Below are 14,973 nucleotides of genomic sequence, written 5' to 3'. Positions count from 1 at the left end.
ACCCCTGATTTTTTATAATAGAAAAAAGGAATCGGGGTGATGTCGATGGATAAAAATAATTCATACGCAGATTTTAGTGCAGCAGGTTCAAATCCAGTAGTAAACGATTCTGAAAAATTGTTAAATGAGATTTACGTAGATTTGTTTTTAAACAGATTACAAAGATTACATCGTATTGAGCAATTAAGGGAATTCATCGATCAAGCATTGGATGAAAGAAATGAAGAAGCATTTCATAAGTATACGCAAGAATTAATTGAATTACAGGAGTCATTGAATTAAGCATTTCCCATAAAAGAGAAGTCGTCTATTGCACAAGTATACAAGCTGTGCAAAAGGCGACTTTTTTTGCATTTCCAATACAATTTTTTTGAAAATTCCTGTGCTTTTGTGAGAAAAATAGTCGTTGTGAGATTCACAATTACATCCAAAAAATGTTATCTAGGTGTACTCAATTTCAGAATATACGTTCGAAAAATAAATGATATTTACAATTGGATATGCTAAAATAATCATACGATCTATTGGGAAAGGACGATTGACTATGGCCGATGCTTTTGAACTACATTCTTCTTATAAGCCGAGCGGGGATCAGCCACAAGCGATTGAAAAGCTTGTCCAAGGCATCAGAGAAGGGAAAAAGCATCAAACGTTGCTCGGGGCTACAGGAACTGGAAAGACTTTTACGATTTCGAATGTCATTAAAGAAGTTAATAAACCGACGTTGGTCATTGCTCATAATAAAACACTAGCCGGTCAATTATATAGCGAATTCAAACAATTTTTTCCGAATAATGCTGTAGAGTATTTTGTTAGTTACTACGACTATTATCAACCGGAAGCGTATGTGCCTCAATCGGATACATACATCGAAAAGGATGCCAGCATCAACGACGAAATCGATAAACTCCGACACTCTGCAACGAGCGCATTGTTCGAAAGAAGAGATGTCATCATCGTCGCATCGGTTTCTTGCATCTATGGCTTAGGTAATCCAGATGAATATCGCGAGTTGGTCGTATCAATTCGTAAAGGAATGGAAATTGAGCGTAACCAGCTGCTCCGTCGACTAGTAGATGTTCAATATGAAAGAAATGATGTGAATTTTCAACGGGGAACGTTTCGAGTACGTGGAGATGTTGTGGAAATTTTCCCAGCCTCCCGAGATGAGCATTGCATTCGCATCGAATTTTTTGGTGATGAAGTAGATCGTATCCGAGAGGTCGATGCATTAACAGGAGAAATTATAGGAGAACGAAACCACGTAGCGATTTATCCTGCTTCCCACTTCGTAACTCGTGAAGAAAAAATGAAAAAGGCCATTGAAAACATCGAGAGAGAACTAGAAGAACAACTTGAGAAATTTAGAGCGGAAGGAAAACTGTTAGAAGCACAACGTTTAGAACAACGAACAAAGTATGACTTGGAAATGATGCGTGAGATGGGCTTCTGCTCGGGAATTGAAAACTACTCCCGTCACTTAACATTGCGTGAGCCAGGGGCAACCCCGTATACGCTGCTTGACTACTTCCCTGATGATTTTTTAATCGTAATCGATGAAAGTCACGTTACATTACCACAAATTCGGGGAATGTATAATGGTGACCAAGCACGGAAACAAGTATTAGTAGATTATGGTTTTCGTCTGCCTTCAGCATTAGATAACCGTCCGTTGAAATTTGAAGAGTTTGAAAATCATATTCATCAAGCCATTTATGTATCCGCAACTCCTGGCCCATACGAGAAAGAGCATTGTTCCGAAATGGTGGAACAAATTATTCGACCAACTGGGCTTCTTGATCCAACAATTGACGTTCGTCCAATTGAAGGACAAATTGATGATTTAGTGGATGAAATTCAAAAACGCGCGAAGAAGAATGAGCGAGTACTTGTAACCACATTAACGAAAAAAATGGCAGAAGATTTAACGGATTATTTAAAAGAGATGGGAATTAAAGTCGAGTATCTTCACTCTGAAATTAAAACTCTCGAGCGAATTGAAATCATTCGTGAACTGAGAAAAGGTACCTTCGATGTGCTTGTGGGCATTAACTTATTGCGAGAAGGGCTGGATATTCCAGAAGTTTCGTTAATCGCCATACTCGATGCCGATAAAGAAGGATTCTTGCGTTCGGAAACATCTTTAATCCAAACGATAGGACGAGCAGCACGCAACGCAAACGGACATGTTATTATGTACGCGGATACGATAACAGATTCGATGAGAAAAGCAATTGAAGAAACAAAACGTCGTCGCTCCATTCAAGAAGCTTATAATAAAGATCACGGTATAACACCAAAAACGATTCGAAAAGAAATTCCTGAACTTATTCGTGCAACACAGACAGCAGAAGCAGAAGAAAAATATATTACAAAAGTAACGAAAGGTAAGAAATTAACGAAATCCGAATTGGATAAACTGCTTGCATCCCTTGAACAAGAAATGAAAGAGGCTGCGAAAGCATTGGATTTTGAACGCGCAGCTGAATTGCGAGATACAATTTTTGAATTAAAAGCAGAAAGGTGACAGACCACCGCCAAAAGCTTCACAAATTTGGGATTGCCAGTGGAAAGATGAATTTCCCGTACTGCTTTAAGTCTCACTACTTTAAGTGAAAAAGGTGCTGCACAATATACATTTGAATTTAGAAAGGTGACGAGTGTGGAAAATAAACAAATTGTCGTGCGAGGGGCACGTTCACATAACTTAAAAAATATTGATGTAACGATACCGCGGGATCAACTTGTTGTCTTGACAGGGCTTTCAGGTTCCGGTAAATCATCGCTTGCTTTTGATACGATTTATGCAGAAGGGCAACGACGATATGTAGAATCATTATCCAGCTATGCCCGTCAATTTTTAGGACAAATGGACAAGCCAGATGTTGATTCCATTGAAGGTTTATCACCGGCAATTTCCATTGACCAAAAAACAACAAGCCGTAACCCTCGTTCAACTGTAGGGACGGTTACGGAAATCTATGACTATTTGCGATTATTGTTTGCTCGGATTGGGAAGCCTGTTTGTCCAACTCATGATATTGAAATTACATCGCAAACGATTGAACAAATGGTTGACCGTATTATGGAATATCCGGAGCGAACTAGGGTGCAGCTACTTGCTCCGGTGATTTCCGGGAAAAAAGGGACTCATGCCAAACTCATTGAGGATTTGAAAAAGCAAGGATTTGTCCGTGTTCGAATCGATGGAGAATTGCGCGATTTAGACGATCATATCGAGCTAGATAAAAATAAAAAGCATAATATTGAAGTTGTCGTTGACCGAATTGTTGTAAAAGAAGGCATTGAAGTACGATTAAGCGATTCTCTCGAAACAGCCTTAAAACTTGCAGATGGTCGTGTGATTGTCGATGTAATGGAACATGAGGAACTATTATTTAGCGAACATCATGCTTGTCCGATATGTGGCTTTTCTATTGGGGAATTAGAGCCTCGCATGTTTTCATTCAATAGTCCTTTTGGGGCATGTCCAGAGTGCGATGGGCTCGGCTCCAAATTAAAAGTAGATATCGATTTATTGATTCCCGATTGGAATAAAACATTAGAAGAAAATGCAATAGCTGCTTGGGAATCATCTAGTTCCCAATATTATCCACAATTGTTGAAAGCGGTATGTAAACATTTCAATATTCCAATGGATGTGCCGGTATCCCAACTGTCGGATGAACAAATGGATATTATTTTATACGGTTCAAAAGATGAAAAAATCCACTTCCATTATGAAAGTGAATATGGCAGCGTTCACAACAAAGAAATTGTCTTTGAAGGAGTCGTTCACAATATTGAACGTCGCTATCGAGATTCTTCATCGGATTGGGTGCGTGAAACGATGGAGAAATTCATGAATGAGCAGCGATGTTCATCATGTAAAGGGCAACGACTAAAAAAAGAAAGCCTTGCTGTAAGGATTGACGGAAAAAATATTGCGGAAGTGACAAATTTATCTGTAGCGGAACTCTATAATTATTTTCTTAACATCCAATTTTCAGAAAAAGATATGCAAATTGCCCGCTTAATTTTAAAAGAAATAAAAGAACGTCTAGAATTTTTACTAAATGTCGGCTTGGAATATTTAACATTAAGCCGCACAGCAGGAACATTATCCGGCGGTGAAGCGCAACGCATTCGTTTGGCGACGCAAATCGGTTCTCGGTTAACAGGCGTCTTATATGTGCTGGATGAACCGTCCATTGGTTTGCATCAGCGGGATAATGACAAATTAATTAATACGTTAAGAACGATGCGCGATATTGGTAATACGTTGCTTGTTGTAGAACACGATGAAGATACAATGCTTGCTGCAGATTATTTAATTGATGTCGGCCCTGGTGCTGGTTCTCGCGGTGGAGAAATTGTGGCAGCGGGAACACCTGAAGAAGTGATGAAAAATGAAAAATCCATTACTGGACAATATTTGAGCGGTAAAAAATTCATCCCTCTTCCTCGTGAACGAAGAAAGCCAGATGGTCGAAAAATTACAATTAAAGGCGCCGCTGAAAACAACTTAAAAAATATTAAGGTAGACATTCCATTAGGCATGTTTGTGGCGGTAACAGGAGTCTCAGGTTCTGGAAAGTCGACATTAGTCAATGAAATTTTATATAAAAAACTTGCACAGGATTTAAACCGTGCAAGAACAAAACCAGGGAAACATAAAGAAATTACGGGACTCGAACATTTAGACAAAGTAATTGATATCGATCAGTCGCCAATCGGCCGTACACCTCGCTCCAATCCAGCAACATATACAGGGGTATTTGATGATATTCGTGATGTCTTTGCAGCGACTAATGAGGCGAAAGTGCGGGGCTATAAAAAAGGCCGCTTTAGCTTCAACATTAAAGGAGGCCGCTGTGAAGCTTGTTCCGGCGACGGAATTATTAAAATCGAAATGCACTTTTTACCGGATGTGTATGTACCATGTGAAGTGTGCCACGGAAAACGATATAATCGCGAAACATTGGAAGTAAAATATAAAGGCAAAAACATTGCAGAAGTTTTAGATATGACCATTGAAGAAGCAACCGTGTTCTTCGAGAATATTCCAAAAATCCATCGAAAGCTGCAAACACTTGTAGATGTAGGACTAGGTTATATGAAATTAGGACAACCTGCCACAACGATGTCTGGAGGAGAAGCACAGAGGGTAAAGCTAGCTTCTGAATTGCATCGTCGTTCGACAGGTAAATCCTTCTACATTTTAGATGAGCCAACAACAGGGCTTCATGCAGATGATATTGCAAGGCTTTTAACAGTGTTGCAGCGCCTTGTTGATAATGGGGATACGGTTCTTGTGATTGAGCATAATTTAGATGTAATAAAAACGGTAGACTATATTATCGATTTAGGTCCAGAAGGCGGAGATAAAGGGGGCACAGTCGTAGCAACTGGTACACCTGAGGAGGTTGCAGCCCATGAAAATTCCTATACAGGTCAATATTTAAAGCCTATTTTAGAGAGAGATCGTAAAAGAATGGAACAATTATTGGCGCAAATTGCGGATCAGTAAGCAAATAAGCTAGATATGAATAAGCAGCTCAAACGATGATAACGTTTGAGTTGCTATTTTTTTCGTTTGGTAAATGTGAATGCAACGTTGGCAAACGTCTTATTAAGCAAGTGCATTTTTCTTTGAATTTAATAATCAAAACCAAAAACGACGCTTGCACAAAAATACTTACAAATCAAACTGACCTTGTAGTTTTTATAATAATTGACACTTTTATAGGTGCCAATCTTCTGCTAATGTAATGATAAATTTTATTACATCAGAGGGGTAGAAAAAATGCAGAAGACAAATACTCTTTCAAAACAACGTGGAAAAACGACCGATTTAGCCATTCAAGCAATGTTGGTTGCATTAGTTTTCATTTCTACGATATTTTTGAATATTAAGTTGCCCATTGCATCGAATGGAGGTCTAGTACATTTAGGAACTGCAATGCTATTTATTGCTTCTATCTTATTTGGTCCAAAAAAAGGTGCAATTGCGGGTGCTGTCGGCATGGGGCTATTTGATCTCGTTGGCGGATGGCTTGTTTGGGCTCCAATTACAATTATATCTAGAGCTTTACAAGGGTATATTGTTGGAAAAATTGCTTGGTCAAATGGAAGCCGTGGAGATAGCCTTGCTAAAAATATCATTGCAACGATTGTATCCATTCCTGTGATGGTGGGGGTATATTACATCGGTGAAGCGATTATGTTTTCAAGTTTCATTATGCCGCTAGCTTCTATTCCAGGCGATCTTGTACAAAATGGAATCGGCATAATCATTGCAATTCCAGTTTGCATGGTACTGAAAAAAATTCCTTATTTTGCTTCAATTACTAGATGATGAATGGCCGATATTGTTATGACATTGGCCAAAATAGAATCTAAAGTGGCTAATAACTTTCAAGAAATGGCCAATATAGCAAAAGCAAAAGTAGCATTTTTTCTGGTAGGCCAATATCTTTGGGAAAGTGGCCAATAAATAGTCGTAAGTGGCAAATAAATTACAGGAATTGACCAATATAACGAAAACAGAAGTAGCATTTTTTTTGAAAGGCAAATAAATTTGCGAAAGCGGCTAATAAATAATCGCAAGTGGCTAATAACATACAGGAATTGGCCAATATAGCAAAAACAGAAGTAGCATTTTTTTGAAAGGCAAATAAATTTGGGAAAGTGGCCAATAAATAGTCGCAAGTGGCTAATAACTTACAGGAAATGGCCAATATAGCGAAAGCAGAAGTAGCATTTTTTTCGATAGGCAAATATCTTTGGGAAAGTCGCCAATTTTTTAACCAAAGTAGCTAATAACTTATGAGATTTAGCAATATCTTAAAGGCAGAAGCTACAAATAGTTTTCCTGAAGGGGCAATTTCATGATTCGAATTCAATAATATTTCTATTGAAGTAAGCGGAAAACCCGCAGACAAAACTTCACTAGAAAATTTCAAATTTCATAGAATAATGCCTCTCAAAATTGTTCATCATATCGTCATGCATTCCAAACAAAACTTGATGAAAAAAGAAACTTTTTTGGGAATTCTAACGTATAAATGGTATAGAACAAAGAGGGAGGCAGTAATTATGGATAATGAACGTAAGCGGATTATTAAATTAGTTGAAGAAGGTGCCATCTCTGCGGAAGAAGCTATCACTTTACTTGAAGCGTTAAATAAAAAACAAGATTCAGCAACACAGACTCAATCTCAATCCAGCGCAGTTTCATTACCACTTTCCAATGAAGAACAAAGTCACCAATCTCAACAGCAATCTACTACTGATCATTCCCAAAAAACAACTGGATTTGAAGATATTTTTGGGAAAAACTTTAACAACAAAGAATTTAATAAAAAGATGGATGAGTTCATGAACGAAATCAAAGAAGATTTGACCGAGTTTTCAAGTCGTTTAATGGGCGTATTTGGGACAACGTTAAAAAAACTGAAAGATTTTGACTTAGATTTCCCATTGAACAATACAAAAATTGATTTTGAAAAGCAATATTCCTTTAATGGCAATGAAGTGAGAGGAATTCAAATTGAAATTCCAAATGGGAAAGTGGAAGCTGTACGTTCTGAAACAAGTGAGTTGAAAGTGGTTGCCAAAGTAAAAACATTCATGATCGATAATGATGAAGAGCAAACAATCGCTGCATTTGAACGGGAGTTCGTAAAATTTGAAGATGGAAAACTAGAATTAAAATGCTCATCTAAATTAACGCAAGTAAATGTACGTATCATGATTCCTGAGAAAGAGTACGACATTGTGTTAATGAAACTACTGAATGGCGGCATTTCCATCAATGAGTTAAATGCTAAACTTGTGAAAATCCGCACTTATAATGGCTCAATTAAATATATGGATGGACAATTTGAAAATGCCGATGTGCAATCCGGAAATGGTGCCATTGAAATTGTTCGCGTAAAAGGTGAAGATTTAGAAGTTCAAACAGTGAATGGCCGAATTTATGTAGACGGAGAACTTCGAGAAGTAGAAGCGGAATCAGTGAACGGAGCAGTTATCGTGACAACCAATGATAAAAATGCTCGAAAAGTGAAGGCACAAACCGTTGCAGGGGCAGTGGAGCTATATGTTCCAAAAACGGTTTCAATTAACGGATCTGCAACAACAAATGTAGGGAAAGTAGATCTTGGTCTATCAGATGTGATGACACGAATAGTTGAAGATCAATTCCTTACGAAAACAGTGCATTTCGATAAGATTATCGAAAATGCCCCTGTATTAAAAATGACTGGTGAATCCCGCACAGGAAGCATCATCATTCGATATACAACGATAGGCGGGGAATCCTGATATTTTCAGGGTTCCTGGCTTTTTTTTATTCATTAGCCCAATTTTAGCCCTACTTGCTTTCAAACTGTCGCTAAAAATGCTAATTAGAGCATCACCCGAATCTTTTGTAAGATGACCATAAATACGGTTAATCATATCGACTGTATTTGTAACGGATGTTGGAAAAAAATGTATTGTTATTAGAATAAATAGATACATTTTAAAAAAGCGATAGTTTTACTCCTTTTTGGAGTGAGCTATCGCTTTTTTGATTATAAAAAATAATCAAGGGAGGAAGTGAATGTTAAAGCAAAATGATTTAACTGTTATCACTAAAAAGTTGCTGAAGATGAAAAATGAGATTAATCACTATACACATGCTGGATGGGAACCTTTTTTAAGATCATTTATTCAAAGAGAAGGGTTATTTTTAAAGAAAGAACTTTTAAAAATTATACAGAGCCAGAATGTAACAAATGTTTATGTAAATTTTTGTTGGATAGATTCAGATACAGGAAGCAAAATGATAATTCCTTTTATTTTACAAACTTCTGATTATATAGGCAATTCCATTGGAGTGTTACTTGAAAAAGGAGAAAAATTATTTTAATTTGCCATATTAATTCAAATCATCTTATACCAATAGGTTGGGAAAAGAAATAGTAACAATGATATTCTGAAAAAGCTAGAACGGCACAGATAATATCCAATAGAAAAACTTTTTAGTGTAGTTATTTACTTTTTCCTATCTTGAAGCTAGTTTTTTTGTTGAAAAATTTAATTGTGTAAACGATGAAATATAAAATAATGTATGGAACAATAATGTACAAAGTAATTACCAACATATCATCTTTAAATTCAGCAATTTCTTCTAATAGAGTTAAATGTCTACCATCATATACAATATCTTTAAAAGAAAATATGAAATGATCAACAGTCAAATCAGCGAGCATGATTATAATCAAATATGCAATGTAGATGAGTGTATTGATAACGAATTTGAATCTTCTTTTTGAATTTATAGATTCTATCAAAATAACAAAAAATACAAAGGAAATAGCCAGCATTATGATTTCATTAAATTCAACATACCCTGAATTATCAATCAATAATGCAAAGACTATAATAAAATTTATAACTGCCAGTATAATCAAATTTTTCTTTTTCACCCTTTTTTCCCCTCTCCCATTATAGTAACTCCAATTTTAACGAAAAAATATAATTTCACTAGCGTCGCATTAAAATAATTTAACACCTTCAAATAAACCGAATTTTCTGAAATATAATCTGAACACAAAAAAATCCTTTATAATGGTTGGGTGGTAGTAAACCATCCAAATCCAATACAAAGGACGAAACTATGGATAAGTTTACACGAAAAACATCATTTGAACAATGGTTTTCACCGATTAATCGTCCATTATTTGACGACCTAGTGAAAACACATCAATTAAATCACTATACCAAGAAGCTTTATATGGCTTCATTTATGAAACTGCTTTTGTATGCCCAACTCCATGAAACCGAGAGTTTACGGGCGTTGAGTGACGCTGTCTTTTTAGAAGAATTACAACGAGCAACGGGATTGGAATCGATTAGTTTTTCACAGTTAGGGAGACGAATCAATACCATCCCAACTGAGTTCTTTCAAACGATTTTTCTCGATTTAGTGGCACAAATTCATCGGAAAACCAATTTCCAAACAAGAAGAAAAGTGACAACGCCTTTGAAAATCATTGATTCGAGTACATTACCGCTTAATTTGACCAATCATAAGTGGGCAGAGTTTCGAAAAACAAAATCAGGAGTAAAGCTTCACTTACGACTTGTTTTTATGGAAAAAGGACTCTCCTATCCAGATAAAGCCGTACTCACGAATGCCAACGAACATGATCGTGGTCAACTAGAAGTATTCGTGGATGACAAAGAATGCATGTACGTGTTTGATCGTGGTTACTTGGATTATGGGCGCTTTGATCAAATGACGGAAGATGGCTATTTCTTTGTGACCCGTTTGCGTAAAAACGCTGTTGTCCGAGTGTTAGAATCCTTTTCGTTACCAGAAGATTCACCCGTATTCTCTGATGAAATGGTTGTCATTGGAACACCACAAAATCGTTCTGAAAACGTGTTTCGCTTACTCAAATTGCATGATACAAAAGGAAATGAGCTTCATTTACTGACAAATCGGTTTGACATTGACGCAGATGAAATTGCAGAAATCTACCAATCACGTTGGGCAATCGAACTTTTTTTCAAATGGATGAAACAACATCTGAACATTAAAAAGTTTTTTGGTCACAGTGAACAAGCTGTACATAATCAAGTGTACGTAGCCATGATAGTGTACTGTCTGAATGTTTTAGCTCAGTTGAACACGAATAGCGAACGCAGTTACTTACAAATTAGTCGCTATTTGAAGGCTTCTTTGTGGAAATCCGCTCACATTTGGTTACGAAAAATCGAAGGAAACGGCGTCCCATAAAGGTTTGCCAGTCGTTGTTGCACAAGTCATAGGTTATAGTAAAAAAATGGATGTTTACTACCCTCGCTTAGGTGTTTTCGTTTTTTCTCTAAAGTCCAGAAAAAATAAAACTGAAAATTCAGACATTATTTATGCGACGGTAGTGATATAATTTTTAAAAACAATATATTTTTTACAAAATTAAGAATTTCTGGATATTACTCTTTACATATAACCTAATCATTGTTATATCTAAATTTTCATAATTAGCAAATTCAATATCATCAATCAATTCTACTTTTAAGCCACAACGTTCAGCAAATTGTTGCTCTGTTAAGCCAAGTTCATAACGTCTTTGAAGCATGCACTCAGGATCTTTTAGAGCCTCTTTTAAATCCTTTTCAAAAGTTGCTTTGGCAAGTTAGCTAACTGTTTTTGAGTTAAACCTCTTTCTAAACGTATTTCGAAAATTTTCATTCCTAATTGACTCTGCAATGATTCAAATATTCAGCAGCAATCGGATTTTGCTTATCAATTTACCGATTATTTCAAATTGATTCCCTATAAATCACTTGTGAATGTGGTGGGAAGGTTAAGGTGCTTTTGGAATAATAAGGTCAAAATGTATTAATGACATATCATTTTTTTTACTTAATAACTCAACTTTCGCAGTCCAAAATCTTGTTTAAATGCTTGATGTAAATGGTTTTGGGAAGTACAAAATTATCATTTGACATTTTTTAAAACATAAAGAAAGACACCTATTCTTTTGGTAAAATATTGGTGACGAAACCAAATCCAAAAGAAAGGTGTCACCACTATGATAACGAATAAAGACTACTTTGCGCAATTACCAAAAGAAATTAAACAAGGATTTTCCGAATTAAATATTGGATATCATTTAAGAAAAGCGAATATTACGAAACTTTCCGGGTATTCTTGTCTTACTGTTTTCAAACTGATTTTTCTTTTAGTCTTCCAATATAAGAACTGGTTTCGTGCTTTTATGAGTAAACGATCTCAGGATCTGCCCGGAAAGGATACAGTCTATCGCTTTTTAAATACACCAACCTATCATTGGAGAAAGTTTCTGCTTTCATTAAGCAGTGAAATGATCCGTCTGCTTCAACCATTAACTTCAAAAGATCGTGTCACAGCTTTTGTGATTGATGATTCTGTCTTTTCACGAAACCGTAGTAAGTCGGTTGAACTGTTGGCTAAGGTTTTTGATCACTCTACCCATCAGTACTTGAAAGGGTTTCAAATGCTTACCCTTGGCTGGACCGATAGTTTTACTTTTATTCCCGTTGATTTTGCTCTTCTAAGTTCACCGAAAAAGGAAAATCGCCTGCAAGAAATCAATACCAATATTGATAAACGAACATCTGGCTATAAGCGTCGCCAGGAAGCTCTGAAATCAAAACCGGACGTGGCTTCAGCTTTACTTGATCATGCGCTTGAAAAAGGGATTATAGCTGACTATGTTCTCATGGATTCCTGGTTTACACAAGCGCCTTTAATTGAGAAGATTACGAACAAAGGGTTATTTGTCATTGGCATGGTGAAGCAATTAAAGCAGCGATACGTTTACAATGGTGAACGTTTCACACTGAATCAACTTTACAAATTGGCAAAACCTCACATGGGTAAAAAAGACATTCTCGGATCCGTTTATGCTACTTTAGACAATGGAATTCCAGTAAAAATTCTATTTGTACGAAACCGTAATAAACGGAGCGAATGGCTTGCCATTCTCAGCACAGATACAACATTAGAAAATGAAGAGATCATTCGTATTTACGGCATGCGTTGGGACATTGAAGTCTTCTTCAAATGCAATAAATCCCTTTTAAATTTAGAGAAAGAATTCCAGGGACGTTCCTACGACATGTTAATTAGCCATACAACCATTGTTTTTACACGATATATTCTCATTGCTTGGCAAATGCGAAAAGAGGAGGATCCTAAGACGATTGGCAACCTTTTTTACATCCTTTGCGAAGATGTAAAAGACATAGATTTTATTACTGCCCTTCAATCACTTATTGACCTTTTCCAAACTTTGGCGGAAGCCAAGGTTTCTTTAAACATGGACATCTTTAAAAATCAAATGAATAAATGGTTGGTTACTATACCTAATTATATCAAGCAATGCTTAAATATTACTGTGTGCGAAAGTTGAGTTAATAAAAATAAAATAGTAAAGGAGGGGATAAAGTGGATGATATTTATAACGGCAAATATGTCGAAATATCAAAAGAGCATAGTCAAGTCGGTTTTTCGTTTATAGAATCATTAAAAAACAATGATATAAATTCATTTTGGTAGAGTTGACGGTATTTATTCTATATTAAAAGAAGAAAAAAATTTCTCTAAAAAGATCGAACATATGAAATCTATTCGATAAATTATTAATATTTTTTTGAAAATAGAAGGATTTTTTTTATTGATTATTGAATTAAATTTTCTGGTGCTTGCTTTTTTTCTAGTTTATTAGGAAATTGGTAAGTTTTGTTGAGGAATGAAACGAAAATGTAAAATTATGCGTTCTATAAAGTGATATAATATGAATTGGTGAATTTACTATAGATAGAAATTAGGTGAAAATTAATGATATATATGAAAGAAGTTTACAAAAAATACCCGAATGGTGTAGTAGCTGTAAACGGTATTTCTGTAGATATAAAGCAAGGTGAATTTGTTTATGTTGTCGGTCCCTCAGGGGCTGGGAAATCGACATTCATTAAACTTATGTATCGTGAAGAAGTACCTACTTCTGGAGAAGTCATCATAAATGGCGTCAATACATCAAAATTAAAACGAAAGGAAGTTCCTCACTTTAGAAGGCAGCTTGGTATTGTGTTCCAAGACTTTAAATTGCTTCCAAAATTAACTGTTTACGAAAACGTTGCCTTTGCAATGGAAGTAATTGAAGAACATCCAAAAGTTATTCGTAAACGGGTTATGGAAGTGTTGGAACTGGTGGGGCTAAAACATAAAGTTCGCATGTTTCCAAGCGAATTATCAGGGGGAGAACAGCAACGAGTTTCGATTGCTCGATCCATTGTGAATATGCCAAAAGTTGTGATTGCGGACGAGCCTACAGGAAACCTTGACCCGGAAATTTCTTGGGAGATTATGAGAATCTTCGAAGAAATTAATACGATGGGAACGACCATTGTCATGGCAACTCACAACCGAGAAATTGTCAATCGAATTCGCAAGCGAGTGATTGCAATTGAAGGTGGTATGATTGTAAGAGACGTTTTCGGAGGTGAATATGGTTATGAAATATAAAACCCTCCAACGTCATTTTCGAGAAAGTTTAAAAAGTTTGAGCCGTAACGGTTGGATGTCAATCGCTTCCATCAGTGCAGTTACTGTAACCCTTTTGTTAGTTGGTATTTTTGCATTAGTGATGATGAACTTAAATCATTTTGCAGACAATATTGAGAATGATGTAGAAATCCGCGTTCTGATTGATATTATTAACGATCCTGAAGAAATGAAGATTGCAGAAGATAAGTTAATTCGTCAAGTGCAAAGTTTACCGGATGTTGCAGAAGTAAAATACTCGTCAAAAGAAGACGAATTACAAATTTTAATAGAAAACTATGGTGAAGATTTTAGCTTATATGAACAAAGCAATCCGTTAAGAAACGTTTTATATGTAAAGGCAAAAGAGCCAGAACAAACAGCAGATCTTGCGAAGAAAATCGAAAAGTTTGACCATACATATGATGTCATTTACGGAGAAGAAAAAGTTGAAAATTTGTTTAATTACTTAAATACTGGTCGCAATATTGGCCTCGTATTAATTTTAGGTCTTTTATTTACGGCGATTTTCTTGATTTACAATACAATTCGCATTACAATCATTGCTCGTCGTGATGAGATTGAAATTATGAAACTTGTAGGGGCAACAAGCTCTTTTGTACGAATTCCGTTTTTATTCGAAGGATTGTGGCTTGGTATATTTGGATCGATAATTCCAATGATTGTCGTATCTGTCGTTTACTATAACCTTTACCACAAATTGACCCCAAAAATTCATGGTAAAATGTTACAACTGTTAGAAGTAACTCCTCTAATCTATCAAGTGAATTTAATCATTTTAGTGCTTGGTATCTTTATAGGAGTTTGGGGCAGCTTCATGTCTGTAAGAAAATTCCTGAAAGTCTATTAAGCTGAAGGAGGAACTA

The 14,973-nt window shown here is 36.0% G+C and carries 11 protein-coding genes; 10 read left to right on the top strand and 1 reads right to left on the bottom strand.

Annotated elements, in window-relative coordinates:
- Window positions 1–45 precede the first annotated feature (45 nt).
- The 6 genes from NSU17_RS04300 (at window position 46) to NSU17_RS04275 (ending at window position 8,917) form a co-directional block, all read left to right on the top strand.
- Complete coding sequence (locus tag NSU17_RS04300) at window positions 46–282, top strand: IDEAL domain-containing protein (protein ID WP_096550488.1); 237 nt, start codon at window positions 46–48, stop codon at window positions 280–282.
- Window positions 283–544: 262 nt separating this feature from the next.
- The gene (gene uvrB, locus NSU17_RS04295) at window positions 545–2,527 is read left to right on the top strand and encodes an excinuclease ABC subunit UvrB (RefSeq protein WP_340704373.1); all 1,983 of its coding nucleotides are present in this window, start codon (window positions 545–547) and stop codon (window positions 2,525–2,527) included.
- Between the two features lie 135 nt (window positions 2,528–2,662).
- Window positions 2,663–5,530 (top strand): excinuclease ABC subunit UvrA, encoded by a 2,868-nt coding sequence (uvrA, locus tag NSU17_RS04290; protein ID WP_096550490.1) that lies wholly within the window; start codon window positions 2,663–2,665, stop codon window positions 5,528–5,530.
- 276 nt (window positions 5,531–5,806) lie between these two features.
- Window positions 5,807–6,358: an ECF transporter S component gene (locus NSU17_RS04285; protein ID WP_340704372.1), complete on the top strand. Its 552-nt coding sequence runs from the start codon at window positions 5,807–5,809 to the stop codon at window positions 6,356–6,358.
- A 740-nt stretch (window positions 6,359–7,098) separates the two neighbouring features.
- Window positions 7,099–8,328: a DUF4097 family beta strand repeat-containing protein gene (locus NSU17_RS04280; protein ID WP_340704371.1), complete on the top strand. Its 1,230-nt coding sequence runs from the start codon at window positions 7,099–7,101 to the stop codon at window positions 8,326–8,328.
- A gap of 280 nt (window positions 8,329–8,608) precedes the next feature.
- On the top strand, window positions 8,609–8,917 hold the full coding sequence (locus NSU17_RS04275; RefSeq protein WP_340704370.1) for a hypothetical protein: 309 nt from the start codon (window positions 8,609–8,611) through the stop codon (window positions 8,915–8,917).
- A 121-nt stretch (window positions 8,918–9,038) separates the two neighbouring features.
- On the opposite strand, the gene NSU17_RS04270 is transcribed toward NSU17_RS04275, so the two are convergent.
- Entirely contained in the window at window positions 9,039–9,476 is a 438-nt protein-coding gene (locus tag NSU17_RS04270; protein ID WP_340704369.1) for a hypothetical protein, read from the bottom strand.
- Window positions 9,477–9,667: 191 nt separating this feature from the next.
- On the opposite strand from NSU17_RS04270, the gene NSU17_RS04265 reads away from it, so the two are divergent.
- From NSU17_RS04265 to ftsX, 4 genes are all read left to right on the top strand, one after another.
- Window positions 9,668–10,792 (top strand): IS4 family transposase, encoded by a 1,125-nt coding sequence (locus NSU17_RS04265; RefSeq protein WP_339287653.1) that lies wholly within the window; start codon window positions 9,668–9,670, stop codon window positions 10,790–10,792.
- 799 nt (window positions 10,793–11,591) lie between these two features.
- Window positions 11,592–12,953, top strand: coding sequence for an IS4 family transposase (locus NSU17_RS04260; RefSeq protein WP_340704368.1), 1,362 nt, complete (start codon window positions 11,592–11,594; stop codon window positions 12,951–12,953).
- Between the two features lie 428 nt (window positions 12,954–13,381).
- Window positions 13,382–14,068 carry a cell division ATP-binding protein FtsE gene (ftsE, locus tag NSU17_RS04255; protein ID WP_340434522.1) on the top strand — a complete coding sequence of 229 codons (687 nt, stop codon included), beginning with the start codon at window positions 13,382–13,384 and terminating at the stop codon, window positions 14,066–14,068.
- Window positions 14,058–14,957 carry a permease-like cell division protein FtsX gene (gene ftsX / locus NSU17_RS04250; RefSeq protein WP_340434611.1) on the top strand — a complete coding sequence of 300 codons (900 nt, stop codon included), beginning with the start codon at window positions 14,058–14,060 and terminating at the stop codon, window positions 14,955–14,957. The genes ftsE and ftsX overlap by 11 nt, the downstream gene beginning before the upstream one ends.
- Window positions 14,958–14,973 lie beyond the last annotated feature (16 nt).

This window comes from Ureibacillus sp. FSL K6-2830 (genome assembly GCF_038004145.1).
GTDB classification, from domain to species: Bacteria; Bacillota; Bacilli; order Bacillales_A; family Planococcaceae; genus Ureibacillus; species Ureibacillus thermosphaericus.
Note: the sequence above shows the minus strand (reverse complement) of the source record. Positions and strands in the feature narration are given on the sequence as shown.

Coding starts and splice junctions, on each gene's coding strand:
- NSU17_RS04280 (WP_340704371.1), top strand. CDS start 7,099: ATGGATAATGAACGTAAGCGGATTATTAAATTAGTTGAAGAAGGTGCC.
- NSU17_RS04285 (WP_340704372.1), top strand. CDS start 5,807: ATGCAGAAGACAAATACTCTTTCAAAACAACGTGGAAAAACGACCGAT.
- NSU17_RS04275 (WP_340704370.1), top strand. CDS start 8,609: ATGTTAAAGCAAAATGATTTAACTGTTATCACTAAAAAGTTGCTGAAG.
- NSU17_RS04300 (WP_096550488.1), top strand. CDS start 46: ATGGATAAAAATAATTCATACGCAGATTTTAGTGCAGCAGGTTCAAAT.
- NSU17_RS04260 (WP_340704368.1), top strand. CDS start 11,592: ATGATAACGAATAAAGACTACTTTGCGCAATTACCAAAAGAAATTAAA.
- uvrB (WP_340704373.1), top strand. CDS start 545: ATGGCCGATGCTTTTGAACTACATTCTTCTTATAAGCCGAGCGGGGAT.
- NSU17_RS04265 (WP_339287653.1), top strand. CDS start 9,668: ATGGATAAGTTTACACGAAAAACATCATTTGAACAATGGTTTTCACCG.
- ftsE (WP_340434522.1), top strand. CDS start 13,382: ATGATATATATGAAAGAAGTTTACAAAAAATACCCGAATGGTGTAGTA.
- ftsX (WP_340434611.1), top strand. CDS start 14,058: ATGAAATATAAAACCCTCCAACGTCATTTTCGAGAAAGTTTAAAAAGT.